The organism is Allobosea sp. 05T439 (assembly GCF_056396005.1).
In genome coordinates this window covers 33,837-56,812 of sequence record NZ_JBFTKP010000004.1, presented here as the reverse complement: position 1 = coordinate 56,812, position 22,976 = coordinate 33,837, and the positions used below count along the sequence as shown (strand labels likewise).

The 22,976-nt window shown below is 66.2% G+C and carries 27 protein-coding genes; 14 read left to right on the top strand and 13 right to left on the bottom strand.

From position 1 onward, the window contains the following. The first annotated feature begins 13 nt into the window (after positions 1-13). The 7 genes from AC1DIO_RS05845 to AC1DIO_RS05815 are packed head-to-tail and all read left to right on the top strand — an operon-like array spanning position 14 to position 6,669. The gene (locus AC1DIO_RS05845; RefSeq protein ID WP_441489862.1) at positions 14-1,087 is read left to right on the top strand and encodes an ABC transporter ATP-binding protein; all 1,074 of its coding nucleotides are present in this window, start codon (positions 14-16) and stop codon (positions 1,085-1,087) included. Beyond that, positions 1,084-1,941 (top strand): ABC transporter permease, encoded by an 858-nt coding sequence (locus tag AC1DIO_RS05840; protein WP_069880418.1) that lies wholly within the window; start codon positions 1,084-1,086, stop codon positions 1,939-1,941. Before AC1DIO_RS05845 ends, AC1DIO_RS05840 begins: the two co-directional genes overlap by 4 nt. A 5-nt stretch (positions 1,942-1,946) precedes the next feature. Further along, positions 1,947-2,741, top strand: coding sequence for an ABC transporter permease (locus AC1DIO_RS05835; protein WP_113519132.1), 795 nt, complete (start codon positions 1,947-1,949; stop codon positions 2,739-2,741). A gap of 10 nt (positions 2,742-2,751) precedes the next feature. Further along, positions 2,752-3,042: a (2Fe-2S)-binding protein gene (locus AC1DIO_RS05830; RefSeq protein WP_441505847.1), complete on the top strand. Its 291-nt coding sequence runs from the start codon at positions 2,752-2,754 to the stop codon at positions 3,040-3,042. Beyond that, entirely contained in the window at positions 3,039-4,427 is a 1,389-nt protein-coding gene (locus AC1DIO_RS05825; RefSeq protein ID WP_441505846.1) for an FAD/NAD(P)-dependent oxidoreductase, read from the top strand. The genes AC1DIO_RS05830 and AC1DIO_RS05825 overlap by 4 nt, the downstream gene beginning before the upstream one ends. Continuing rightward, a complete protein-coding gene (locus AC1DIO_RS05820; RefSeq protein ID WP_476853233.1) occupies positions 4,424-5,620 on the top strand; it encodes an NAD(P)/FAD-dependent oxidoreductase in 1,197 nt (398 codons plus the stop codon). Before AC1DIO_RS05825 ends, AC1DIO_RS05820 begins: the two co-directional genes overlap by 4 nt. Beyond that, complete coding sequence (locus AC1DIO_RS05815; protein ID WP_069880423.1) at positions 5,617-6,669, top strand: polyamine ABC transporter substrate-binding protein; 1,053 nt, start codon at positions 5,617-5,619, stop codon at positions 6,667-6,669. The genes AC1DIO_RS05820 and AC1DIO_RS05815 overlap by 4 nt, the downstream gene beginning before the upstream one ends. 70 nt (positions 6,670-6,739) lie before the next feature. Here AC1DIO_RS05815 and AC1DIO_RS05810 read toward each other — a convergent pair whose 3' ends face one another. From AC1DIO_RS05810 to modA, 4 genes are all read right to left on the bottom strand, one after another. Next, entirely contained in the window at positions 6,740-7,117 is a 378-nt protein-coding gene (locus AC1DIO_RS05810; protein ID WP_441489866.1) for a winged helix-turn-helix domain-containing protein, read from the bottom strand. A 135-nt stretch (positions 7,118-7,252) separates the two neighbouring features. Further along, complete coding sequence (gene modC, locus AC1DIO_RS05805) at positions 7,253-8,347, bottom strand: molybdenum ABC transporter ATP-binding protein (RefSeq protein ID WP_441489867.1); 1,095 nt, start codon at positions 8,345-8,347, stop codon at positions 7,253-7,255. After that, positions 8,344-9,042: a molybdate ABC transporter permease subunit gene (gene modB, locus AC1DIO_RS05800; protein ID WP_476853232.1), complete on the bottom strand. Its 699-nt coding sequence runs from the start codon at positions 9,040-9,042 to the stop codon at positions 8,344-8,346. Before modB ends, modC begins: the two co-directional genes overlap by 4 nt. Beyond that, positions 9,039-9,842 carry a molybdate ABC transporter substrate-binding protein gene (gene modA / locus AC1DIO_RS05795; protein ID WP_441489869.1) on the bottom strand — a complete coding sequence of 268 codons (804 nt, stop codon included), beginning with the start codon at positions 9,840-9,842 and terminating at the stop codon, positions 9,039-9,041. Before modA ends, modB begins: the two co-directional genes overlap by 4 nt. A gap of 128 nt (positions 9,843-9,970) precedes the next feature. Between modA and AC1DIO_RS05790 the strand changes: the two genes are divergently transcribed. Both AC1DIO_RS05790 and tsaA read left to right on the top strand, forming a co-directional pair. Continuing rightward, entirely contained in the window at positions 9,971-10,177 is a 207-nt protein-coding gene (locus tag AC1DIO_RS05790; protein ID WP_441479394.1) for a TOBE domain-containing protein, read from the top strand. 5 nt (positions 10,178-10,182) lie between these two features. Next, the gene (tsaA, locus tag AC1DIO_RS05785; protein ID WP_441489870.1) at positions 10,183-10,677 is read left to right on the top strand and encodes a tRNA (N6-threonylcarbamoyladenosine(37)-N6)-methyltransferase TrmO; all 495 of its coding nucleotides are present in this window, start codon (positions 10,183-10,185) and stop codon (positions 10,675-10,677) included. Here the strand turns inward: tsaA and AC1DIO_RS05780 are convergent. The 5 genes from AC1DIO_RS05780 to AC1DIO_RS05760 all read right to left on the bottom strand — a co-directional run bounded on the left by AC1DIO_RS05780 (position 10,674) and on the right by AC1DIO_RS05760 (position 14,778). After that, a complete protein-coding gene (locus AC1DIO_RS05780; protein ID WP_441489871.1) occupies positions 10,674-11,192 on the bottom strand; it encodes a cupin domain-containing protein in 519 nt (172 codons plus the stop codon). The two genes, tsaA and AC1DIO_RS05780, sit on opposite strands and share 4 nt — an antisense overlap. 53 nt (positions 11,193-11,245) lie before the next feature. Beyond that, the gene (locus AC1DIO_RS05775; protein WP_441505844.1) at positions 11,246-12,037 is read right to left on the bottom strand and encodes an ABC transporter ATP-binding protein; all 792 of its coding nucleotides are present in this window, start codon (positions 12,035-12,037) and stop codon (positions 11,246-11,248) included. 7 nt (positions 12,038-12,044) lie between these two features. Further along, a complete protein-coding gene (locus AC1DIO_RS05770) occupies positions 12,045-13,037 on the bottom strand; it encodes an ABC transporter substrate-binding protein (protein WP_476853231.1) in 993 nt (330 codons plus the stop codon). Positions 13,038-13,105: 68 nt separating this feature from the next. Continuing rightward, entirely contained in the window at positions 13,106-13,930 is an 825-nt protein-coding gene (locus AC1DIO_RS05765; RefSeq protein WP_441505842.1) for an ABC transporter permease, read from the bottom strand. Further along, the gene (locus AC1DIO_RS05760; protein ID WP_441505841.1) at positions 13,927-14,778 is read right to left on the bottom strand and encodes an IclR family transcriptional regulator; all 852 of its coding nucleotides are present in this window, start codon (positions 14,776-14,778) and stop codon (positions 13,927-13,929) included. The genes AC1DIO_RS05765 and AC1DIO_RS05760 overlap by 4 nt, the downstream gene beginning before the upstream one ends. A gap of 116 nt (positions 14,779-14,894) precedes the next feature. Between AC1DIO_RS05760 and AC1DIO_RS05755 the strand changes: the two genes are divergently transcribed. After that, a complete protein-coding gene (locus AC1DIO_RS05755) occupies positions 14,895-15,593 on the top strand; it encodes a hypothetical protein (RefSeq protein WP_441505840.1) in 699 nt (232 codons plus the stop codon). Then, the gene (locus AC1DIO_RS05750) at positions 15,593-16,372 is read left to right on the top strand and encodes an SDR family NAD(P)-dependent oxidoreductase (protein WP_441505839.1); all 780 of its coding nucleotides are present in this window, start codon (positions 15,593-15,595) and stop codon (positions 16,370-16,372) included. Before AC1DIO_RS05755 ends, AC1DIO_RS05750 begins: the two co-directional genes overlap by 1 nt. A 120-nt stretch (positions 16,373-16,492) precedes the next feature. Here AC1DIO_RS05750 and sseA read toward each other — a convergent pair whose 3' ends face one another. Both sseA and AC1DIO_RS05740 read right to left on the bottom strand, forming a co-directional pair. Continuing rightward, a complete protein-coding gene (gene sseA / locus AC1DIO_RS05745) occupies positions 16,493-17,350 on the bottom strand; it encodes a 3-mercaptopyruvate sulfurtransferase (RefSeq protein WP_441505838.1) in 858 nt (285 codons plus the stop codon). A gap of 39 nt (positions 17,351-17,389) precedes the next feature. Beyond that, complete coding sequence (locus AC1DIO_RS05740) at positions 17,390-18,106, bottom strand: alanyl-tRNA editing protein (RefSeq protein WP_476853230.1); 717 nt, start codon at positions 18,104-18,106, stop codon at positions 17,390-17,392. Between the two features lie 199 nt (positions 18,107-18,305). Between AC1DIO_RS05740 and AC1DIO_RS05735 the strand changes: the two genes are divergently transcribed. Further along, a complete protein-coding gene (locus AC1DIO_RS05735; RefSeq protein WP_476853229.1) occupies positions 18,306-19,103 on the top strand; it encodes an SDR family NAD(P)-dependent oxidoreductase in 798 nt (265 codons plus the stop codon). Here the strand turns inward: AC1DIO_RS05735 and aac(3) are convergent. Together aac(3) and AC1DIO_RS05725 are read right to left on the bottom strand one after the other, a co-directional pair. Beyond that, on the bottom strand, positions 19,072-19,920 hold the full coding sequence (gene aac(3) / locus AC1DIO_RS05730) for an aminoglycoside 3-N-acetyltransferase (protein ID WP_476853228.1): 849 nt from the start codon (positions 19,918-19,920) through the stop codon (positions 19,072-19,074). The genes AC1DIO_RS05735 and aac(3) overlap by 32 nt on opposite strands. 59 nt (positions 19,921-19,979) lie before the next feature. Further along, positions 19,980-20,912, bottom strand: a complete 933-nt coding sequence (locus AC1DIO_RS05725) for a LysR family transcriptional regulator (protein WP_441505834.1) — start codon at positions 20,910-20,912, stop codon at positions 19,980-19,982. A 71-nt stretch (positions 20,913-20,983) separates the two neighbouring features. Here AC1DIO_RS05725 and AC1DIO_RS05720 point away from each other — a divergent pair, with 71 nt between their 5' ends. Together AC1DIO_RS05720 and AC1DIO_RS05715 are read left to right on the top strand one after the other, a co-directional pair. Next, positions 20,984-21,961: a hypothetical protein gene (locus AC1DIO_RS05720; protein WP_441505833.1), complete on the top strand. Its 978-nt coding sequence runs from the start codon at positions 20,984-20,986 to the stop codon at positions 21,959-21,961. After that, positions 21,948-22,955: a DUF2891 domain-containing protein gene (locus tag AC1DIO_RS05715; protein ID WP_441505832.1), complete on the top strand. Its 1,008-nt coding sequence runs from the start codon at positions 21,948-21,950 to the stop codon at positions 22,953-22,955. The genes AC1DIO_RS05720 and AC1DIO_RS05715 overlap by 14 nt, the downstream gene beginning before the upstream one ends. The last annotated feature ends 21 nt before the right edge of the window (positions 22,956-22,976 follow it).

The following is a 22,976-nucleotide window of genomic DNA, read 5'->3' as shown; positions in this document are numbered from 1 at the left end:
AGGCGAGGTGGAGATGGGCTTCCTGACGCTGGCGTCGCTGAGCAAGGTCTATGGCGATCACGCCGCGGTGCGCGATGTCGACCTCAGCGTCGCCAAGGGCGAGTTCGTTTCGCTGCTCGGTCCGTCCGGCTGCGGCAAGACCACGACGCTTCAGATGATCGCCGGCCTCGTCGAACCGACAGGCGGAAAGATCGCTCTCGACGGGCGCGACATCACCCGTGAGAAGCCGAACACGCGCGGTCTCGGCATCGTCTTCCAGAGCTATGCACTGTTTCCGCACATGACCGTGGCGCAGAACGTCGCCTTCGGCCTGGAGATGCGCAAGGTCGCCCGCGCCGAGCGCGACGAGCGCGTCAAGACGATGCTCGGGCTGGTGCATCTGGCCCAGCTTGCCGACCGATATCCGCGCCAGCTTTCGGGCGGCCAGCGCCAGCGCGTCGCGATCGCGCGTGCACTGGTGATCGTGCCCCCGGTGCTGCTGCTCGACGAGCCGCTTTCCAATCTCGACGCCAAGCTGCGCGAGGAAATGCAGTTCGAACTGCGCCGGATCCAGCAGAGCGTCGGCACGACGACGATCATGGTCACGCATGACCAGGCGGAAGCCTTGTCGATCAGCGATCGGGTGGTCGTGATGGAGCAGGGTCGCATGACCCAGATCGATGCGCCCTACCGGCTCTATGAGCGCCCGGCTACGGCTTTCATCTCCTCCTTCGTCGGCAAGATGAACCGGCTGGACGGCATCTGGCGAGGGCACGGCCCCGCCGGAACACCGCAGATCAACGGCGTGTCCCTGCCTTGCGAGCAGGCGAGCTTCCCGGACGGCCAGACGGTCGCGCTCTCGCTGCGTCCTGAAAAGATCCTGCTGCGGTCGCAGGGCCAGGGCCGGCTCGACGGTACCATCGTCAATCGCTTCTTCCTCGGTAGCTACTGGCTCTTCACCGTCGAGACGCCGGTTGGAGCGCTCTCTGTCTCGGTTCCCAACCATGGCGAAGAGCCGGCAGGCGAGGGCGATGCCGTTGCACTGGACTGGACGCCTGCGAGCCTGCGGGTCGAGGCCGTTACCGCTACGACCGGAGCCGCGGCATGAGTCGGGCCCGCTCGGCGCTGACGCCCTGGCTGCTGGTCTCGCCCGGCGCCCTGCTGTTCCTGGCTCTGGTCATCGTCCCGCTGGTGCTGACGGTGATTTTGTCATTCCACGTCTATGACCACGGCACGGGCATCAAGAACGAATTCACGTTCGCCCACTACCTCGCGGTGGTCACGGACGATTATTATCTCGGTATCTTCTTGCGGACGCTGCGCGTGGCTGCTCTGACGACACTGCTCTGCGCGCTGATCGGTGTGCCCGAGGCCTATATCCTGGCGCGGATGCGCGATCCCTGGCGCTCCGTCTTCCTGCTGGTGATCATCGGGCCGCTGCTCGTCTCGGTGGTGGTGCGTGCCTTTGGCTGGAGCATGCTGCTTGGCTCGACCGGACTGGTGAACCAGGCACTCCAGGCGCTTGGGCTTGGCACCGTGAAGCTGCTCTACACCGAGACGGCGATCGTGATCGCGCTTGTCCACGTCATGCTGCCCTTCATGGTCATCCCGGTCTGGACTTCGCTGCAGAAGCTCGATCCTTCCGTCGAGGCTGCCGCCTGGACGCTTGGCGCCTCGCGTTTCACCGCGCTGCGCCGGGTGGTGATGCCGCAGGTCAGCATGGGCATGCTATCTGGCAGCCTGATCGTCTTCGGGCTCTCGGCCAGCGCCTTCGCGATCCCCGGCCTGCTTGGTGGCCGCCGGCTCAAGATGGCGGCGACGCTCGTCTATGACGAGTTCATGCATGAGCTGAACTGGCCGCTCGGCGCCACGATCGCGATCATCGTGCTCGTCGCGAACCTCATCATCATGCTGGCCTATAACCGCATGGTCGAAGCCCGCGCCCGCCGGACCCTGGGATAAGCGCCATGCAGAAAAATGGTCCGATCGCGCTCGCCTTCCACACGCTCGTCGTCGCCTTCGTGCTGGCGCCGCTGCTGGTCATCTGCCTCGTCGCTTTCACGCCCGAGAACACGCTCTCGATCCCGACCACCAGCTTCTCGCTGCGCTGGTTCCGCGAGATCTTCGTGCACCCGGATTTCGTCGCCTCCTTCGTCAACAGCCTGTGGCTCGCGACACTGTCGGCAACGATCGCGATCGCACTCGCCGTGCCGGCCGGGCTCGCCATCGACCGCTACGACTTTCCCGGCCGTGATGGGCTGAACGCGCTCTTCCTGTCGCCGCTGATCATCCCGCATCTCGTCCTGGGCGTGGCCTTCCTGCGGCTCTTCGCCCTGATCGGCGCGACCGGAAGCTTCACCTGGCTGGTGGTCAGCCATGTCATCATCGTCACGCCCTATGTGCTGCGGCTGGTCCTTGCGGCGCTCTCGGGCATGGATCGCAGTGCCGAGCAGGCGGCGATGACGCTCGGCGCCTCGCACTGGACGGTATTCCGCCGCGTCACCGCGCCGATGATCCTGCCGGGCATCACCGGCGGCTGGCTGCTCGCCTTCATCAACAGCTTCGACGAGCTGACGATGTCGATCTTCGTCACCTCGCCGGCGACCGTGACCTTGCCGGTCCGTATGTACATGTACGCGACCGAATCCATCGACCCGATGATGGCGGCGGTCTCGGCGCTGATGATCGCGCTGACGGCCGGCGCGATGCTGGTGCTCGACCGCGCGTTCGGGCTCGACAAGATCCTCGTCGGACAGAAGTGAGCGCGGACCGATGCCATTGCTTCACCGCATCGCACGCAAAAGCCACCCGGTCATCGCCTTCATTCTCGACGGCGAGCCTTGCGAGGGGCGGGCCGGAGACACCGTGCTGACCGCCATCCTCAATCGCAGCGAGGTGCTGCGGGTGAGCGAGTTCTCGGCTTCGCCGCGCGCCGGCTTCTGCCAGATGGGCGCCTGCCAGGATTGCTGGGTCCGTCTCGAAGGCGGGGCACGCCTGCGCGCCTGCACCACGGCGCTCGCCGCCGGCATGCGGATCGTGACAGCCAAGGGGAGGGTGGCGTGACGGCGCGTGCGCAACCGCTGATCGTTGGCGCCGGGCCCGCCGGCGTCCGGGCCGCCGAGGCACTGGTCAAGGCTGGCCTGCGACCGCTCGTCGTCGACGAGGCGCCCGCCTGCGGCGGTCAGATCTATCGCCAGAGGCTGGTTGCCGACGAACGCAGCAGCGCGGCGCTCTATGGCTCCGAAGCGTCGAAGGCCGAGCGGCTGCACAGCGATTTCGCCGCCCTTGCCGGACGGCTCGACTACTGGCCGCAGGCGCTGCTCTGGAACCTGCGGGACGGCCAGGCCGATATCGCAGTGGCAGGAACCAACCGGCAGATCGCCTATGATGGGTTGATCCTGGCAACCGGGGCGACCGATCGCATCCTGCCGATTCCGGGCTGGACCCTGCCGGGCGTCTTCACCCTCGGTGGTGCCCAGATCGCACTGAAGGCGCAAGGCTGCGCCATTGGCTCGCGCGTCGTCTTCCTCGGMTCCGGGCCGCTGCTCTATCTCGTCGCCTGGCAGTATCTGAAGGCTGGCGTCGACGTCGCCGCGGTGCTGGATACCGCTCCCTTCAACGCGAAGCTCAACCTGCTGCGCGGCCTTGCGCTCGAACCTGCGGTCATCTTGCGCGGCATGCGGATGACGGCCGAACTCAGGCTGCGCGGCGTCGCGCTGCATTATGGCGTGGAGGATGTCCGCGTCGAAGGGGACAGGCGCGTCGAGGCGATCCTGTGGCGCCAGGGCACGCGCTCGCGGAGGCTCTCCTGCGATGGCATCGGCTACGGCCTGGCGCTGCGCTCGGAAACCCAGCTCGCCGATCTCGCCGGTTGCCGCTTCGGGTTCGACGAGCGTGACCGTGCCTGGCTCCCTGAACGCGATGCGGCCGGTCGTGGCAGCGTGCCAGGCGTCTATCTCGCGGGTGACGGGGCTGCCATTGCGGGTGCCGATGCGGCGGAACTCGCGGGCGAGCGCGCCGGGCTAGCCCTGCTCGAGGATCGCGGCTTGCCGCATGACCCGGAGCGCGCCGAGGCCATTGGGCGCGCGCTTTCCCGCATCGGCCGCTTCCGCAATGTCCTCGAAGCCGCGTTCCCGTTCCCGGCGCATTGGGCGAAGGACATTGCCGACGAGACCCCCGTCTGCCGCTGCGAAGAGATCAGCGCTGGCGAGGTTCGCCGCGCGGTCGGTCATTTCGAGATCAGCGAGCTCAATCGGCTGAAGGCCGTCAGCCGGATCGGCATGGGCCGTTGCCAGGGGCGGATCTGCGGCAGCGTGGCGGCCGAGCTTCTCGCCGGAGAGACGGGCCGGGGAATCGACGCTGTCGGCCGGCTGCGGAGCCAGGCGCCGGTCAAGCCGATCCCCCTCGCGTTGACGATGGCCGAGACCGGTGCGGAGGCCGCGGAATGAGCCGGCGTCTTGATGTCGATGTCGCCATCATTGGCGGCGGCCTGGTCGGCAGTTCGGCGGCTCTTGCGCTGCGCGGCATGGGCATGTCGGTGGCGCTGCTCGACAAGGGCTTTTGTGGCGCGCAKGCGAGCGGCGTAAACTATGGCGGTGTGCGTCGCCAGGGACGGCCGCTCGAGCAGTTGCCGCTGTCTCAGCGCGCGCATGCCATCTGGCCGCGGCTGCAGGCGTTGATCGGCATCGATGGCGAGTTCCTGCGCTCCGGCCACCTCAAGCTCGCGCGCGACGAGGCCGACATGGCTGCACTTGAAGCCTATGCCGAGACAGTTGCCGGACAGGGGCTCGGCCTCGAGCTGATTGGCCATAACGGCCTGCGCGAGCGCTTCGGCTGGGTCGGCGGCGACGTGTTCGGCGCCTCCTTCTGCGCCGGCGACGGCCATGCCAATCCGCGACTGGTCTCGACCGGCTTTGCCAGCGCAGCGCGCCGTGTCGGTGTCCATGTGCTGGAGAACACGCCGGTGAAGGGCGTAACGCGCAACGGTGCGGGCTTCGCGCTGGAAGCGGGCGATGATCTCTCGCTGAGCGCGCGTTTCGTCATCAACAGCGCGGGCGCCTGGGCTGACAGCTTCGCTGCGGCATTTGGCGAGCCTGTGCCGCTTGCGCGCATCTATCCCTCGATGGTGGTGACCGAGCCGCTCGAGGCGATCATGACCGCCAATATCGGCATGGAGGGCGGCGGCATCTATGCCMGGCAGGTCGAGCGCGGCAATTGCGTCGTCGGCGGCGAACGCGCCTTGCCCCTGGACGATCCCGATTTCTCGCGCCCACGCGGCGAGGGCGCGCTTGCCATCATGAACCGCGCGGCCGAACTCTTCCCGGGCCTGCGCCACGCCCATGCCATCCGCTTCTGGAGCGGCACCGAGGGAGCGATACCCGATCGCAACCCGGTGATCGGGCCGAGCCTGACGACACCCGGCCTGATCCACGCCTTCGGCTTCACCGGGGCCGGCTTTCAGATCGCTCCCGGCGTCGGCGAGGTCCTCGCCGAACTTGTCCGCGACGGGCGCAGCACGACGCCCATCGACGCGTTCACGATCGGACGCTTCGCGCCCGTTCCGATTTCGACCCGCACAGACCGAGGCTCGGGTGCGGGAGAAGCATCAGAGCCACCACACACAAGGGAGACACGTTCATGATCAACCGCCGTACCGCTCTGGCGAGCACTGTCGCCGCATTTGCCGTCGTCGCCTCCGGCGCCGCCATGGCGCAGTCCAAGACGCTCTATGTCGGCATGAATGGCGGCAATTTCGAGCGCACCTTCACGCAGGCTGTCTTCCCCGAGTTCGAGAAGGCCAATGACGTCAAGATCGTCGTCGTGCCGGGCACTTCCTCGGACATCCTGGCCAAGGCGACTGCGGCCAAGGACAAGCCGCAGATGCATGTGATGTTCCTCGATGACGGCGTCATGGTGCGCGCGATCGGCGCCGGCCTCTGCGAAAAGCTGAAGCCCGGTCCGGAGCTGGCCGAGCTTGCTCAGGGCACCCGGATGAAGGACGACATGGCAGTCGGTATCGACCTCGGCATGACCGGGCTCGCCTATAACAAGAAGATGTTCGACGAGAAGGGCTGGGCTGCGCCGACTTCGTGGATGGATCTCGCCGACCCGAAGTTCAAGGGCAAGGTCGTGTTCCAGTCGGCCTCGGCGTCGTCCTTCGGTCTGCACGCCTTCCTGATGTTCAACCGTATCCAGGGCGGCAACGAGACCAATGTCGAGCCGGGCTTCAGCAAGTTCCGCGACCTGATCGGCAAGAACGTGCTCGAGTTCATCCCGAGCTCGGCCAAGATCTCGGAAATGGTCCAGACCGGCGAAGCAGCGATCTTCCCGCTGACGCCGACGGCGGTCGCGACCTTGAAGGAAAAGGGCATTGCGGCGGAATATGCCCAGCCGAAGGAAGGGTCCGTCGTGCTGATGGTGGCGCAATGCGTCATCGCCAATAACTCGGAGCCGGAGCTGGCACAGAAGCTGGCGGCCTATCTGCTTTCGGCCGATGCGCAGAGCAAGGCGCTGGCTGCCGGCAATGTCGTGCCTTCCAACACCAAGGCAAAGGCCACGACGCCGGAGGCCGAGGAGAAGCTCAAGGCCTTCCACGCCAACATGAAGACCGCAGTGACGCTGGACTGGGATGCGATCAACGCCAAGCGCCCGGAATGGAACAGCCGCTGGAACAAGATGATCGAACGCTGAGCCTGAGGCCCGGCTTCCACGGCGCGCGGTCGGTTCGACCGTGCGCCGTTCTCGTTTCAGGACTTGCCGATCAGGACTTGCCGCCCCGCTCGTCGACGAGCCCGCGCAGGGCTTCGATATGAAGATTGCCCGCCTTCAGTGCCTTGCTCTCGACAGCGCGGTAATGCGCCACGACCTCGCGTCCGAGCGGCGTCAGATGCGCTCCACCGCCCTTGCTGCCGCCGGGCTGGGCTTCCACAAGCGGTTGCCGGAACATCCTGTTGAGTTCGTCGACCAATAGCCAGGCTCGCCTGTAGGACATGGTCATCGCCCGTCCCGCTGCAGAAATCGAGCCCGTCTGCTCGACAGCTTCGAGCAACTCGACCTTGCCCGGGCCGAGTCGGCCGCCGGGCGAGAAGTCGAGCCTGAGGCTGAGTTCGACGGCGGGGGGCGGCGGCGTTTCGGGCATTCAGGCGTCCTTGTTGCGCAACCAGTCTAGCCGGCTTCGGTCAGGCCCGCATCGTCGTTTCCCGCCGCATAGCCATATATGCCGAACTACAGCGCAATGGCACCGCCAGTCTCCATTGCATGCGGCAGGACATCGTCAGGGCGCATCGACCGAGACGCTTTTGATGACCGCATAGATCGGGCTGCCCGGTTTCAGCCCAAGCTGAGACACCGATTTCGTGGTCAGCCGGGCAACGAGCATGGCGCCATTGCAATCGATGCGCAGGTCGACGGCGGCTCCCTCCGTTCCGCGCCCCATGCCGACCTCGGCAATGGTACCCGGCAGCACATTGAGTGCACTGATGCCTTCCAGCGGGTTGAGGCTGAGGAGAACGTCGCTGGCGAGGATGCGGACGCGCAGCCGCGCTCCCGCGCGCAGACCGGGACGCGCGACAAAGAGCCGGCCTGCCTGGGTCGACAGCGTCGCCAGGTGATGGACAGGGTCAAGACCCGTGACTTCGGCGTCGAGGACGGCGCTCGCTTCCGGCGCCCCGGGCAGCATCGCGACATCGAGCCGCGACATCACCTCGGCCGTCGGGCCCGACGCCTTGACCGCGCCCTGGTCGACGATGACCAGATTCGTCGCAAGGCGTGCGACCTCGGCCGCCGAATGCGAGACATAGACGATCGGCAGGCCCATCTCGTCGCGCAATCGCTCGATATAGGGCAGAATCTCGGCCTTGCGTGCTTCGTCAAGCGAAGCGAGCGGCTCGTCCATCAAGAGCAGGCGCGGCCTTGCCAGCAGGGCTCGGCCGATCGCCACGCGCTGCTTCTCGCCGCCGGAGAGCCCCGCGGGGCGGCGCTCCAGCAAATGGCCGATGCCGAGCAGTTCGAGTACGCTTGCAATCTCGGTGCCGTCATGGCCGTGGTGCCGGGCGAACCAGCGTCCGAAGAGCAGGTTCTGGCGGACGGTGAGATGCGGGAACAGCCGCGCTTCCTGGAAGACATAGCCGATCCGGCGGCGATGTTTGGGGACGAAGATGCCGCGGTCGGTATCGACCAGGGTTTCGCCGGCGACGACGATCCGGCCACGTGTCGGGCGGATCAGGCCGCCGATGACATTGACCAGCGAGGTCTTGCCCGAGCCGGAGCGCCCGAAGAGAGCCGTCAGACCGCCATCCGCAGTGAAGCGGGCGTCGAGCAGGAAGTTCCCGAGCCGATGCTCAACCGCGACATCGAGAGCCGGTGTCATTCGATCGCGATCCGGCGCCCGACAAACCGCGCCATCGCCTCGGAGACAAACAGTGCGATGACGGATATGGCAATCGAGATCAGCGTCAGCCGCATGGCTCCGGCCTCGCCTCCCGGCACCTGGGTGAAGGTGTAGATCGCCGAGGGCAGAGTCTGGGTCTCGCCGGGGATGTTCGAGACGAAGGTGATGGTTGCGCCGAACTCGCCCATCGCCTTGGCGAAGCTCAGGATCATGCCAACGACGATGCCGGGCAGGCACAGCGGCAGGGTCACGGCCAGGAAGACCCAGAGCGGACTGGCGCCAAGGGTGCCGGCGGCATCCTCCAACTTGCGATCGACGGCCTCGATCGAGAGCCGGATCGCCCGCACCATAAGCGGAAAGCCCATCACCCCGGCGGCAAGCGCGGCACCGGTCCAGCGGAAGGACAGGACGATGCCGAACCAGTCATAGAGGAACTGCCCGATCGGGCCGCGCCGTCCGAAGCCGATCAGCAGCAGGTAGCCGGTCACGACAGGCGGCATGATCAGCGGCAGATGCACGAGGGCGTCCAGGAGCGACTTGCCCCAGAAACGGCCTCGCGCCAGCAGGAACGCGATCGCGATGCCGATCGGCAGGCTCGCGATCGTGGCCGTCGTTGCGACAAGCAGGCTGAGCCTGACCGCCGTCCACTCCTCAGGGGACAGCCAGTCGCTCACGAAGAGCTGGCAGCCTTGTTCAGCACCGTGAAGCCCTGCTTCTCGAAGGCGCCCTTTGCCGCGGGACCGCGCAGATAGGTCAGGAAGGCCTGGGCGTCAGCATTGGCCGAGTCCTTGGTCACCGCGACCGGATAGATGATCGGCGGGTGCGAGTCCTCGGGGAAAGTGGCGACAACCTTGACCTGCGGGTCCGCGGCGGCATCGGTGGTGTAGACGATGCCGAGCGGCGCCTCGCCGCGCGAGACCAGCAGCAGGGCGGCACGAACGTTGTCGGCCTGTGCCACCTTGTCCTTGATCTTGTCCCAGCCGCCGAGCTTCTCGAGCGCAGCCTTGCCGTATTTGCCGGCGGGCACGGAATCGACATTGCCCATGGCGAGCCGGCCGGAGCCGAGCACGGTGGCCAGATCGACGCCTGGCTTCAGTTCGACCTTGGCAGCCGAATCCTTGGCGGCGATGAGCGCGATCCGGTTGGCCAGCAGACTGACGCGGGTGTCAGACTTGATCAGGTTCTTCGAGGCCGCGTAATCCATCCAGTCGAGATCCGCCGACATGAAGATATCGGCTGGTGCGCCCTGTTCGATCTGCTTGGCCAGCGCGTTGCTCGCCGCGTAGGAGATCTTTGGCGCCGGCTTGCCGCTTTCCTTGACCCAGCTGGCCGCGGCCTCGTCGAGCGCATTCTTGAGGCTCGCAGCCGCGAAAATGACGAGCTCCTTGCTCTGTGCCTGGGCCTTGCCAGAGACAGTGGCCATTCCGAAAAGGAAGGCTGCGGCAAGGCCGAGTACGTGGCGGCGGGTTGTCATGGTCGCGTTCCCTCGAAATCGCAATCGCTGTGCATCGTGGAATATAGCGATCGTTGCGTGGCGTCGAGAGCCGTGTCAATCACCATGAGTGAGGGGATGGCCCTCCGGACATGCTGAGGAGAAAGCTCGTGAAGATCAGCGCCCGCAATCAGCTCAAGGGAAAGATCGTCGAGATCACGAAGGGCGCGACGACCGCCCATGTCCGCATCGACATCGGCGGAGCGATCGTGACCTCGGCCATCACCAACGCAGCGGTCGACGAGCTCAAGCTCACGGTCGGGCAGCAGGCCTACGCCGTGGTGAAGGCCTCCGACGTGATGGTCGCGATCGACTGACGGCGATGGTGCGCGAGAACGAGATCCGCGACCACGAGGTTGCGGTCGCGCCGCCCGTGGCGAGCGATGCCGGACTGGTCTTCATTGGCAGAATCCGGACGCCGTGGAGTTCTCGGTTGACCTGCCCGCGCCAGGGGCGGATCGATGGGCCGCTCTGTCGGATCGAGCTGTTCGAGCCCTGGGATGCGGCGCTTGCCGGGATCGAGCGCTTCGAGCGCCTGGAGGTGCTGTACTGGCTGCACCGGTCCCGACGCGACCTCGTGCTTCAGAGTCCTGCAAGTGACGGGCAGACCCACGGCACTTTCGCGCTTCGCTCCCCCGTCAGGCCCAATCCGATCGGCACCTCGATCGTCACGCTGGCCGCCCGGGAGGGGCCGGTGCTGCTGGTCCGTGGGCTCGATTGTCTCGACGGGACGCCGCTGCTCGACCTCAAGCCCGACCGCACGCTGTTCACGGCGATCGCGCCCGCTCAGCCGGGCGATTTCGAGGTCGGCGGTTAGTCTCGGGAGCCGCCGCCCGGTGGGTGCTTGTGGATCGGGTCGATCCAATAGACCTCTTCAGGCGCCTCGACCGGGTCGACATCGGTGATGTTGACCACTACGGCCTCGTTGTCGGAACGCACCAGCACGCATTCGAGAGGCTCGTCCGGATTGGCGTTGATCTCCTGGTGCGGCACGAAGGGCGGCACGTAGATGAAGTCGCCCGGCCCGGCCTCCGCGACGAATTCGAGCCTCTCCCCCCAACGCATGCGGGCCTTGCCGCGCACGACATAGATCACGCTTTCCAGCTCGCCATGATGATGCACACCGGTCTTGGCATTGGGCTGGATCGAGACCGTGCCGGCCCAGATCTTTTGCGCACCGACCCGGGCGTGGTTGATCGCAGCCTGCCGGAACATGCCAGGCGTCTGGGCGGTGTTGGGATCGAGCTTGTCGCCGGTGATGACGCGCACGCCGTCATGTTTCCAGCGTGGCTCGTCATGGTCGTGCGAATGCGGGTGATCGTGCTCGGCCATCGCAGGCTCCTTCCATCCGGGAAGGCTAGTCCGATGGGCGCTGCTGGCAAGCCTCAATACCGGATCACGCCAAAACGCCTGAAGGCGTCGTGGATGCGGTCGGCATAGGCGTTGAAGCTCGGGTAGTCGCCGAGATGGGCGGGGCGTAGCCGCGGCAGCTCGATCGCGATTTCGTCGACGATGCGCCCGGGTGTCGGCGACATCACCAGCACGCGGTCGGAAAGGCCGATCGCCTCGTCGATGCTGTGGGTGATGAACACGACCGTCTTGCCGGTCTCCAGCCAGAGCATTTCGAGATCGTGCCGGATCTGCGTGCGGGTGATGGCGTCGAGGGCGCCGAAGGGCTCGTCCATCATCAGCACCGACGGATTGTGGATCAGGGCCCGGGCGAGCGAGACGCGCTGGCGCATGCCGCCCGAGAGCTGCTTCGGATAGCGATCGACCGCATGCGAGATGCCGAGCTTGGCGAAGAGATCGAGCGCACGGGCGCGTGCCGGCGCCAAGGGCAGGCCACGGATCTCGGCCTGGAGCATGACGTTCTCCAGAGCGGTCCGGAACTCCAGCAGCAGATGGTCCTGGAAGACGATGCCGATATCGGTGAGCGGTTCGGTCAGTGTCCGGCCGTCGACCAGCAATTCGCCGGCGCTGACCGGCATCAGCCCGGCCGCCATGAGCATGAAGGTGCTCTTGCCACAGCCGGAAGGGCCGATCAGGCTGACGAATTCGCCGCTCCGGATATCGAGGGTGAGACCGTCGACGGCGGTGAAGCTGCCGAAGGTCTTGATGACGCCGCGTCCCTGGATGGAGGCGGCGCCGGAGCTCGGGGCTTGAGTCGCGAGGCTCATGGAATCCTCAGGAACAGGCTGGTGCCGAGGCGGGCAGCAGCTCGGTCGAGTAATAGTCTGTGATCGGCTTGTCCTTGGGCAGACCGAGATATTGCGTCAGCAGGTCGAAGCTGACGGTCCAGTTCTTTTCCGGAACCTTGCCGAGTGACGTCGCGCCCGGTGCGCAGAGCAGCTTGTTGACGACGTCGAACTGCGCCAGCACCTGGGCCTTCTTCACCGAAGGAAATTGCGCCACCACTGCATCGGCCGCAGCGTCGGGGTTCTTGCGGGCGGCGTCCCAGCCCTGGAGGCTCGCCTCGACGAATTTCTTGAACAGATCGGCATCGGCCTTGATCCGGTCGTCGCGGGCGATCATCGAGAGGCCGACGGTCGGCACGCCGACATCGCGATAGAAGATGTMGCGCACCTTGAAGCCGCGCTCGCGAATCTGGATCGAATGGAAATCGGCACCGCCGAGGATGGCGTCGACCTTCTTTTCCAGCAGCGCGCCGACAAAGGCGCCGGGATCGATATTGATGATGTCGAGCTTGGTCTTGTCGATCTGGTTGCTGGCCAGGATCGCATCGAGCAGCGTCGTCTGGGCCGTGCCGGGCTGGACCGCGACCTTCTTGCCGATCAGGTCCTTGGGGGAGGCGATGTGGCTCTCTTCGAGCGAGATTATGGCAAAGCCGTTGGTCTGCAGAACCGGGGCGATGATCTTCACCGGCGCGCCCTTAGTGCGCAGCTGCATCGCGGCAGGCGCGTCGGCGAAGCCGATATCGGTCTGGCCGGTCGCGACCATCTGCGCAGTGGTGCCTGAGCCTTTGCCTTCCTCGATGGTCAGGTTGATGCCGGCCTTCTCGTAGAGACCGAGTTGCTTGGCCATCATGAAGCCGGCATTGGGCGCTGCGGCGAGGAAGTTCAGCGTGATCTTCATCGGCTTGCCGGCGCCCTGAGCGAAGGCGGTCGTGGCGCTGAGCGCGATCAGTGTTGCTGCGGCGATGAGACTGCGGCGGTTCATGTTGGTTCCTCCCATGATCATTGTCCGGTGCCCCGGTTCGAGCCGGGTATTTCTTGGTCTTGGATAGGTCAGCCCTTTCGCTGCCAGGGCATCAGCAGCACTTCGAGCCCGTCGACGAGATAGCTGAAGACGATGCCGACGAGGCTGAGCGCAACGAGGCAGGCGAAGATCAGCGGCATGTCGAGGAAGCTGGTGCCGCGCAGCAGCAGATACCCGAGGCCGGCATTGGCGCCGACGAACTCGCCGACGATGGCGCCGGTGGCAGCGAAGACGGCGGAGACCTTCAGGCCGGAGAAGATATAGGTCAGCGCTGCCGGCACCCGGACATAGCGGAAGGTCTGCCAGGCTGAGGCGCCCATCGAGCGCGTCAGGTAGAGCACCCGCTCGTCCAGCGCCCTGAAGCCGGTCATGCTGGCGACCAGTGTTGGGAAGAAGCAGAGCAGGAAGGTCAGCAGCACCTTCGGGAACAAGCCGAAGCCGAACCAGACCACGAAGAGCGGGGCGATCGCGATCTTGGGCACAAGCTGGAAGAAGACGATGACCGGGTAGATCGCCTTCTCCAGGATCTTCACGGAGACGATGATGTAGCCGAGCGGGATCGAGATCACCGCCGCCATCAGGAAGCCGAGCACGATCTCATTGGCGGTCACCAGCGTGTGCTGGGCGATCAGGGCCCGGTCGATCCAGAGCCGCTCGAAGAAGGCGCTCGGCACGGGCAGGATGTATTCCGGGATGCCGGCCATCGGCACGAACCACTGCCAGGCGAGCAGCAGCACGGCAAAGCTGGCAAGAGGCCAGGCAATCGCGGAGACCCAGGCGTGGGCAGGGCCGGTGGCCGGAACAGGTGTCGCGGAGGATGCCGCGGCAGGCGCGATGGCACCATCGTTGCTCATGCCTGGATTCCTGTCTGGAGGAGAGGGCTCGGCCGGCCATTCAGCGAAGGGCTCTGCAGCGATGAACTCTGGCGACGGCGCAACGGCCAGATCTCGGCCATCTCGACTGCGGCCCTGTGCAGAGCGTCGGCAATCGAGCCATGGCGCGCGACCTGCATCCGGGCCGCAGGGCCGGCGACGCTCAATGTGCCGGCGATCGGCGCCTCGGCTCCAGGCGCGGAGCGAAAGGTCGTCGCCATCGCCACAGTGCCGATCTCGCCTTCCTCCACGGCGAGTGCAAAGCCGCGCTGCCGCGTCTCGGCGAGATGGCTGCGCAAGGCCTCGACGCCGGTGACGGCATTGGGACCCGTGCGCCCCTCCGCCTGAAAGCCGCGCGCGCAAACGATGCGAAGCGCCTGGTCTTCGGGCAGGGAGGCGAGCCAGGCCTTGCCGGTCGCCGTGGCATGCAGGACGATTTCCGAGCCCATTGGCGGCTCGTAGCGCAGGCCGGCGGTCGCGCCCTGCGACCGCGCGATCCAGACCAGATTCTCCCCCTCGACCACGGCCAGGCGACAATATTCGCCCGTCGCCTGGGCGAGCCGGTCGAGCACGATCTGACCGGCATCGGGCAGATGACGCAGGTCGAGATTGCGGAAGGCGAGGAGCGAGAGCTTCAGGGTCAGCGCATAGGCGCCGCTAGCGGGATCCTGCGCGACAAAGCCGCGCTCGGCGAAGGTGGTCAGCAGGCGGTGGGTCGCACTGGCAGGCAGGTCGAGCCGCTCGGCGAGGGCGCCGAGATCGATGCCGGCGGGTTCGCCCGACAGCATTTCCAGCATCTTCAGCGCGCGGTCCACCGCTGCGATCGTCACCGTTCCACCCTCATATCTTCTTTTTGGAATAGCATTCCATTTCGGAATTTGATTTCGTATATGAGCGAGGACAGGCTGAGTCAACGGCCCTGCGATGGCTGGAGAGGGGAGCGACCATGAGTTTGGCAGGCGAGGGGGCGGTCGCAATCTGGCACGACATCGCGCCGGAAGGACGCGAGGTCTTCTATGCCTGGCATGGTCAGGAGCACATGCCGGAACGGGTCGGCATTCCTGGATTCCTGCGCGGCCGGCGCTATGTCGCCATTGAGGCCGATCTCGAATTCTTCAATCTCTACGAGGCGCTGAGCGTCGAGGTTCTGAAGGGACAGGATTACACGGCACGCGTGAACGCGCCGACACCCTGGACCCTTGCCGCGGTCAAGCATTTCCGCTCGGTCGCCCGCTCGATCTGCCGGGTGGCGCATAGCGCCGGGCCGGCGCAGGGTGGGCTGATCGCGACGCTGCGCTATGATGTGCCGGACGTGCAGGCGGCGGAACACAAGGCTGCCTTGCTTCGGCAGCTGGTTCCCGATCTGCTGGGGCGACCGGGCGTCGCCGGCGTGCATGTGCTCACCGCCGATGCCGAGGCGAGCGGCGTCGCCACGGCCGAGCAGAAGGCGCGTGGCGTCGCCAATGCCGTCCCACGCTGGGTGTTGCTGCTCGAAGGCTGGGGAGACGAGGCGGAATTCGTGAGCTTGGCCAAGGTGGAGCTCGCGGCTGAGAAACTCACGGCGCTTGGCGGCGAGGGGCCATTCGATCTAGGGCTCTATCGTCACCAGATCACCCGAACCAAGACTGCCTGGAGTGCGGGCTAATGACTGCGACCTACGAATTCGGCGGGCGCCGCGCGATCATCACCGGTGGGGCTGGCGGGCTCGGGCGTGGCATGGCCAAGGCGCTGATGGATGCCGGCGCCGAAGTCGAGCTCTGGGACATGAGCGCGTCGGCGCTGGCGCAGGCGCGGTCGGAACTCGGCCCGGCCATCAGCGTCCGGGAGGTCGACATCACGAATGTGGCGGCGGTCGAACATGCCGCCGATACCGTCTTTACCGGTGGCCGGGTCGATATCCTCGTCAACAATGCCGGTGTGCTCGGCGAGGTCAAACCGGTCTGGGAAACCTCGCCGGAGAATTTTCAGCGCGTGCTGCAGGTGAACCTGTTCGGAGCCTATCTCGTGACGCGTGCGGTCGTCGGGCGCATGCGGGCACAAGCAGCGCGCCACACCGCACAGAACCCGCACCCGTTGCGCGGCCATGTCGTCAACATTGCTTCGATCCAGGGCAAGGAAGGCATGGCGATGGCGGCTGCCTACAGCGCCTCCAAGGCAGGATTGATCGCGCTGACTAAGAGCGTCGCCAAGGAAACCGCACGCGACGGCATTATCGTGACGGCGATCACGCCGGCCGCTGCCGAAACCGCGATGGCCAAGGAAATCTCGGCCGAGCGCCGCGCAGACATCCTTGGCCGTATCCCGATGGGCCGCTTCGTCGAGATCGAGGAGGTGGCCAGAATGGTGCTCTGGCTCTCCTCCGACGAGTGCTCCTTCTCGACCGGGGGCATTTTCGATCTGTCAGGCGGCAGAGCGACTTACTGAGTCAAACTCCAGCGCTTTCTTAGATCGTCGGATCGGATCTGGTGTCCGGTCCGACGACCCAGCCTTCTGCGTTTGGATCGGCTTTCCCGAAAGCCGCAATCCAGTTTTCGAGCCGGTGCTTTAGCTCTTCCTGGCCGGCCCCGTTGCGATCGCCCGGTCGCTCGCGCCCCATTCGGCCCAGGAGCCGTCATAGATGGCGCGCGCCGGTTTGCCGATGGTCTCGAGCGCGGTCGAGAGGATCGCGGCCGAGACGCCCGAGCCGCAACTGGTGATCATCGGCTTGTCCAGATCGACGCCAGCCTCGGTGAAGGCGGCAGCGATCGCCTCCGGCGAACGGAGCCTGCCATCGGCGATGATTGCCGGGAAGGGCAGGTTGAGCGAACCCGGCATATGGCCCGAGCGCACGCCGGCGCGCGGCTCCGGCGCCTCGCCGCGGAAGCGGTCGGCCGGACGGGCGTCGACGACCTGGATCGCAGCGCCATTCAGCGCACGCTCGACATCGCCGGCATCGGCCACGGCGGAGTGGTCGAGACGGGCGGTGAAGGTGCGGGCGGCGCGGGTACGGGGCGGGCCTTCCTCGATCGGGCGACCTTCGGCCTGCCATTTCGGGAAGCCGCCTTCGAGGATGACGACGTCCTTCGCCCCGAAGGTCTTGAAGGTCCAGCGGACGCGCGCGGCCGAGAACAGGCCGAGCCCGTCATAGACCACAATGCGCATGCCGTCGCCGATTCCCATGGCGCCGACAGCGGCCGCGAAGGCATCCGGCCGCGGCAGCATGTGCGGCAGATCGGACTTGGCGTCCTTCACCGTATCGATGTCGAAGCGCACCGCACCAGGAATGCGCCGTGCCGCGTATTCGGCGGCGGGATCGCGGGCATGCACGGGGAGATACCAGGAGCCGTCGACCACCACGATATCGGGCGCGTTCAGGCGCTCGGCGAGCCATTCGGTGGAGACGAAAACATCGTTGCTGGCCATGGTCGGCGTTTCCTGCTGATGAGGCGAAGTCTGGCGGGCTCAGGCAAGCGCGATGCGCACGCGCCTGTTCTGCTTGCCCTTCTTCTCGATATCGGTGATCGCAACAACACCGATCTCGGAGGTGTTGCGGACATGGGTTCCGCCGCAGGGCTGGAGATCGATGCCTTCGATCGAAACCAGCCGGACGCGACCGGACCCGCGCGGTGGCTTCACCGACATGGTCTTGACCAGGCCGGGATTGGCGTCGAGCTCCTCGTCGGTAATCCAGCGCTCGCTGACGGCGGCATTGCGGGCGATCAGCGCGTTCAGCTTCTCGCCGATCTCCGCCTTGTCGAGCCCGCCTTCCGGAATGTCGAAATCGAGACGGCCGTCGCCATCGCCGATCGAGCCGCCGGTGACGGGGAAGGGCAGCACGACGCTGAGCAGGTGCAGGGCCGTGTGGATTCGCATGCGCTTCAGGCGGCGCTCCCAGTCGAGCAACAGGGTGACAGTGTCGCCGGGCTGAGGTGCGGCCTGGCCCTCGAGCGGCACATGGATGACGCGGCTCTTGTCCTCGGGGTCGTATATCGTGGTGCCGATGGCGATMTCGCTGCCGTCGGCGAGGCGGATCCGCCCGGCATCGCCCGGCTGGCCGCCGCCGGTGGCGTAAAACACCGTGCGATCGAGAACGATGCCGCCGCGCTCGTTCAGCGCCTCTACCTTGGCCGGGGTCTCGGCGAGGTAGGAGTCCTGGCGGAAGAGCAATTCTGTCGGCATCGGTCGTGGTCCTGATTCATCTGCGGCTGGCGCTGCGGCCGGCAGACTGCACCGATTGCGTGGCGTGCGCCACATGCCATGACGCCGTGTGGGGATTGCGGCGATCGAGGCGCTGCAGAAGCGGGACGGGCAGGGCGGCAAGGTTGCGCCGATCACTTGTGGGGCTGTATGTCCGGGAGGCCTCTCGTCCGGAGAAACCATGTCATTGCCGCGCATGCAGCCGCAGGACGGCGTCGCCTGGGTCACCGGCGCGAGTTCCGGCATCGGCGAGGCCGTCGCACTCGAACTGGCCGCTCGCGGGTGGACGGTGGCGATCACGGCGCGACGGCTGGAACAACTCGAAGAACTCGCACGACGCGCGACCGGATTGCCCGGTCGTATCGTTGCCCATGCCGGCGACGTGACGGATGCCGCAGCCATGCGCGTGGTGGTCGATGCCATCGAGAGCGTGCATGGGCCGATCGCGCTGGCCTTCCTGAATGCCGGCGTCGCGCCAGTCACCCGACCCGGCGTGTTTGACATCGCGGCTCTCGAGGCTGCTCTGGCGGTCAACACCCTTGGAGCAGCCAAGGGGCTGGCCGCCGTGCTGGAGCGGATGAAGCCGCGGGGCCGTGGCCATATTGCGGTCAACGCCTCGATCGCCGGTTTCGGCGGCCTGCCGAGAGCCGCCGCCTATGGCGCTTCCAAGGCGGCGACGATCTACATGTGCGAGGCGCTGAAATTCGACTGCGACAGGCTCGGCATTCGTCTTCAGGTCGTCAATCCGGGCTTCGTCGATACGCCCCTGACGCGCCAGCACGATTTCTCGATGCCGCTCCTGATGACCGAGGCGGTTGCAGCAAAACGCATCGTCGACGGCTTCGCGCGCGGCGGCTTCGAGATCAGCTTTCCACGCCGGCTGTCATGGGCGGTGAAGCTGATCAACCTGTTGCCCTACCCGGTCTATTTCCGGGCGATCGGGTGGTTTACCGGCCGGGCGAAGCGAKAGCAGGCGTAAGCTGCCCGCCGAAGCGGCTCTCCAGCCAAGCGACGCCGAAATGGGTGATCGCCGCAGCGTCGACGAGGATGCTTGCTGCGGCGCCGATCTGTCCCTGCCGACCCTGTCCGGAGGCAAGGAATGCACCGACGATCTCGGCAAAGTAATCCTCATCGAGCCCGGCGACGATGGGATCGCCCGTGTCGAATTCCTCGATCATCCGCCACAGCGTGCCGGATGCKGTCGCGAACGGGACTTCCCGGCGCAGGATGCGCTTGCCCGGGATCTGCGCGAGGTGTTCGGCGTGATGCAGCAGGGTCAGCGTGTCGCGGGGGGCGCCGACCATGAGAACCTTGCCGCCGATGGAGACGAGCTTCGCCAGCGGAGAACCTTCGCCATAGCCATAGTCGAGCGGGTGATCCTGCGTGATCCAGTCCGCCCTGGCACCGAGTGCTGCAACCGAAGCGCCGGGATTGCCACTGCGTTTCGCGCCGGGGGTGGTGCGCAGGAATTCCGGCAGCACGCCATTGTCGCGAATGGCACGTGACGACGCCGGATCGAAGGGCGGGAGATGCGCGCGCCAGGTTTCGGGAACGCGGCCCTCATCGTCGAGCAGGTCGTCATAGGCGCCGTCCCAGTCGGTATAGGCCAGCAGCGTTCCCTGAGCGCCGATTGTGTCGAGCAGGGCGCCGATCAAGGCATCGGGACCGTTCAGCAAGCGTCCGACGCGGCTCATCGCGGCATGGACCATCACGGTGTCGCCGGGCTGCAGGCCGAGGCGCTGGAGGTCCGCACGCAGGGCCGCGCGGGTGAGGAAGGCGGGGAGTGTGTCCGACATGCGAAATTGATCCGGCGCTGACTCAACGTCATGGCCGTGACGGACGATTGTGGCGCGTTTCAGATTGTCCGGCAGGTTTTGACGATGAGATCGACGAACCATTGCATCGCCGGGTTCGACGTTGCGCGCAGTCCATGCACGAGGTCGATCGCGAAAGCCGGAACCTCGTAGGGTAGGGGAAGGATCGCCACGCCTGCCACGTCGGCAAAGCGCAGGGCGATTCGCTCCGCCATGGTCGCCACGAGATCAGTCCCTGCCAGTACAAAGGGCACCGCCACGACATGCGGAAGCGTGACCGCGACCCTGCGCTTGTGTCCGTGTTCCGACAGAATGGCATCGACGGCACTCGGTGAGCCATCGCCTCCCATCGACGAGAACAGGACATGGGGGAGGCGCACGAAATCAGCACGGTCGAGCGAGATGCCCGGAGCTGCGCGGGATGCATCGCGAACGCAGGTGAAGCGCTCCATCAGCAGGAACTGCCGGGTTGTGCGGGAGGAGGCGGGCAGATGGCCGCCGATCAGGGCATCGACCTCGCCGCGTTCCAGCCGCGCCAGGCTCTCGACCGCATCGGTGATGGGACGCACGGTGAGATCGACCCCGGGCGCGTCGCGCCGCAGCGCTTCGACAAGGGCCGGCACGATGACGAGGTCGCCGTAATCCGTCACTGCGATGGTGAAATGCCTCCGTGCCGAGCCTGGATCGAAGCCCGGCCCGGAATCCAGCGTTCTGCGAATCTGTTCCAGCGCCTCGCTGACCGGTCGGGCCAGGGCAAGCGCCCTGGCGGTCGGCTGCATGCCCTCGGCCGTCCTGACCAGCAGGTCGTCGTCGAACAGGGCTCGCAGGCGCGCCAGCGCGCTGCTCATCGAGGGTTGTGCCAACCCGATGCGCTGCCCTGCGCGGGTCACATGGCGCTCCTCCATCAGGGCCTCGAAGGCGACGAGGAGATTGAGATCGATCGCAGCCAAATTCATGGCGACGATTATGGTCATGCCGATAATCGATTTCCAAGATGGCGATATGCCTGCCTATCGTCTGCGCCCCAGGCAAACGGGCGTGTCTCATGCGATCCAATCTTCCGCGCCTGATCCCGCGCGGGCCGACATTGCTGGCGCTCGGCGTCATGCTCGGGCTGATTTTTCCCACGCTGGCCGAGCTGGCGCGCCCGCTGATGCCGGCGGCGATCTTCCTGATCGTGCTCGGGACGCTGCTGCGGATCGACATGATCGCGGTGGTCGCCGTGATCCGGCGTCCTTCGCTGTCGGTCTTCCTACCCTGCGTCGCGATGATCGCATGTCCGATCCTCGCAGGCATCGCCGCGCATCTGATCGGCCTTGCCCCTGAGCTCGCACTGGCGCTGGTTCTGGCCAGCTCAGTGCCACCGTCGAGTGGCACCGCGGCGGTCGCAAGAATGCTGGGGCTGGATGGTGCGGTGCCGCTGGTCGTCACGCTCCTGTCCATGGCGCTGGCGCCCCTCACCATACCGTTGCTGGCAAGCTGGTCCGGCGGGCTCTCCGTCGCGCCTCTTGACCTCGCGCTGAGGCTTGCGCTGCTGATCGGAGGGGCTGAGGGCGTCGCGCTCATCCTGAGGCGGCACGCCGCAGCCGCGCTGGCTGCCCATGGCGCCGCGGTCGATGGCATCACTGTCGCAGCATTGCTGGTCTTCGCTCTGGCGACCATGGCCGGCATGCGCAGCCAGATCGAGAATGATCCTCAGGCGGCCATCATCTGCCTGGCGCTTGCCTTCGCCTGCAATCTCGGCATGCAGCTTGGCGGGGTCCTGGTGCTGCCGGGTTCCTTGCGCGAACGCCTGGCGGTCGGCCTGATTCTCGGGAACCGCAATGTCGGTCTGGTCTGGTCGGCGCTTGGTACTGCTGCAACCCCGCGGATGGCACTTTACTTCGCAGCGACTCAGCTGCCGATCTACATCATGCCGCGCCTGCTCGAGGCGCTGCTCGCAAGGTCACGCAAGGATTGTCCGGTCACCGGAATCTCCGGTCGTGCCATGTCAATCGAAGGGAATGCCGATGACACGATCTGATCTTACGCCGGAACTGGCGGCTCGCTTCGCCGCCATTGCGCTGGGGCACGTCCGGCGCGAATACCCCAACAAGCCTGATCATGTCCTGGCCGGCCCCGAAGACGCCCGAACGCCGCGTGAACTCCATCCGGTCTTCTATGGCAGCTATGACTGGCATTCCTGCGTTCACAGCTACTGGATGCTGGCGCGCCTGCTGCGCCGCTTTCCGGACCTTCCGAATGCCGGAGATATCTGCGCCCTGTTCGACGAACAGTTCGTCGCGGACAAGGTCGCCGTCGAGTGCGCCTATCTTGCGGCGCCGACGGCGCGCGGCTTCAAGCGGCCCTATGGCTGGGCTTGGCTTTTGAAACTGGCCGAGGAACTGCACCTGCATGACGACCAGCGCTGGTCGCAGATGCTCGCGCCGCTGGCGGACGCATTCGCTCAGCGCTTTCGCGACTTTCTGCCGCTCGCGACCTATCCGGTCCGCGTGGGCACGCATTTCAACACGGCCTTCGGCCTCAGGATGGCGGCAGACTATGCTGCGGTGACGCGGGACGACGCCTTCATGGCGCTGCTGCGAGACACCGGCAGGCGCTGGTACGGCGGGGATGCGGATTGCCCGGCCTGGGGCGAGCCGAGCGGCGACGACTTCCTGTCCTCGGCGCTGATCGAGGCGGAATGCATGAGGCGTCTCCTGCCAGGGGAGGAATTTCTGCCCTGGTTCGACGTCTTCCTGCCCAGGCTTGCCGACAGCGGACCGGAAACCCTGTTCCGGCCGGCGACTGTCAGCGATCGCACGGATGGCAAGATCGCCCATCTCGATGGTCTGAATCTCAGCCGGGCGTGGTGCTGGCGCGCGCTCTCCGCGGCGCTGCCGCCGGGCGATCCGCGCCGAACCCTGGCAGAGGACGCTGCCGCACGGCACCTGGCGGCCGGGCTTCCCCATATCGCCGGCGACTATATGGGCGAACACTGGCTCGCGAGCTTTGCCGTGCTCGCGCTCGAAGGATGAGGGCACGAAGCACGGCAGGCA

Excerpts from the sequence above, each read along its gene's own strand:
- AC1DIO_RS05755 (WP_441505840.1), top strand. The coding sequence starts at position 14,895 with ATGAGTTTGGCAGGCGAGGGGGCGGTCGCAATCTGGCACGACATCGCG.
- AC1DIO_RS05750 (WP_441505839.1), top strand. The coding sequence starts at position 15,593 with ATGACTGCGACCTACGAATTCGGCGGGCGCCGCGCGATCATCACCGGT.
- AC1DIO_RS05765 (WP_441505842.1), bottom strand. The coding sequence starts at position 13,930 with ATGAGCAACGATGGTGCCATCGCGCCTGCCGCGGCATCCTCCGCGACA.
- AC1DIO_RS05830 (WP_441505847.1), top strand. The coding sequence starts at position 2,752 with ATGCCATTGCTTCACCGCATCGCACGCAAAAGCCACCCGGTCATCGCC.
- AC1DIO_RS05845 (WP_441489862.1), top strand. The coding sequence starts at position 14 with ATGGGCTTCCTGACGCTGGCGTCGCTGAGCAAGGTCTATGGCGATCAC.
- modC (WP_441489867.1), bottom strand. The coding sequence starts at position 8,347 with ATGACACCGGCTCTCGATGTCGCGGTTGAGCATCGGCTCGGGAACTTC.
- AC1DIO_RS05810 (WP_441489866.1), bottom strand. The coding sequence starts at position 7,117 with ATGCCCGAAACGCCGCCGCCCCCCGCCGTCGAACTCAGCCTCAGGCTC.
- AC1DIO_RS05775 (WP_441505844.1), bottom strand. The coding sequence starts at position 12,037 with ATGAGCCTCGCGACTCAAGCCCCGAGCTCCGGCGCCGCCTCCATCCAG.
- AC1DIO_RS05780 (WP_441489871.1), bottom strand. The coding sequence starts at position 11,192 with ATGGCCGAGCACGATCACCCGCATTCGCACGACCATGACGAGCCACGC.
- AC1DIO_RS05835 (WP_113519132.1), top strand. The coding sequence starts at position 1,947 with ATGCAGAAAAATGGTCCGATCGCGCTCGCCTTCCACACGCTCGTCGTC.
- AC1DIO_RS05840 (WP_069880418.1), top strand. The coding sequence starts at position 1,084 with ATGAGTCGGGCCCGCTCGGCGCTGACGCCCTGGCTGCTGGTCTCGCCC.
- AC1DIO_RS05725 (WP_441505834.1), bottom strand. The coding sequence starts at position 20,912 with ATGACCATAATCGTCGCCATGAATTTGGCTGCGATCGATCTCAATCTC.
- AC1DIO_RS05815 (WP_069880423.1), top strand. The coding sequence starts at position 5,617 with ATGATCAACCGCCGTACCGCTCTGGCGAGCACTGTCGCCGCATTTGCC.
- AC1DIO_RS05720 (WP_441505833.1), top strand. The coding sequence starts at position 20,984 with ATGCGATCCAATCTTCCGCGCCTGATCCCGCGCGGGCCGACATTGCTG.
- tsaA (WP_441489870.1), top strand. The coding sequence starts at position 10,183 with ATGGTGCGCGAGAACGAGATCCGCGACCACGAGGTTGCGGTCGCGCCG.
- AC1DIO_RS05715 (WP_441505832.1), top strand. The coding sequence starts at position 21,948 with ATGACACGATCTGATCTTACGCCGGAACTGGCGGCTCGCTTCGCCGCC.
- sseA (WP_441505838.1), bottom strand. The coding sequence starts at position 17,350 with ATGGCCAGCAACGATGTTTTCGTCTCCACCGAATGGCTCGCCGAGCGC.
- modA (WP_441489869.1), bottom strand. The coding sequence starts at position 9,842 with ATGACAACCCGCCGCCACGTACTCGGCCTTGCCGCAGCCTTCCTTTTC.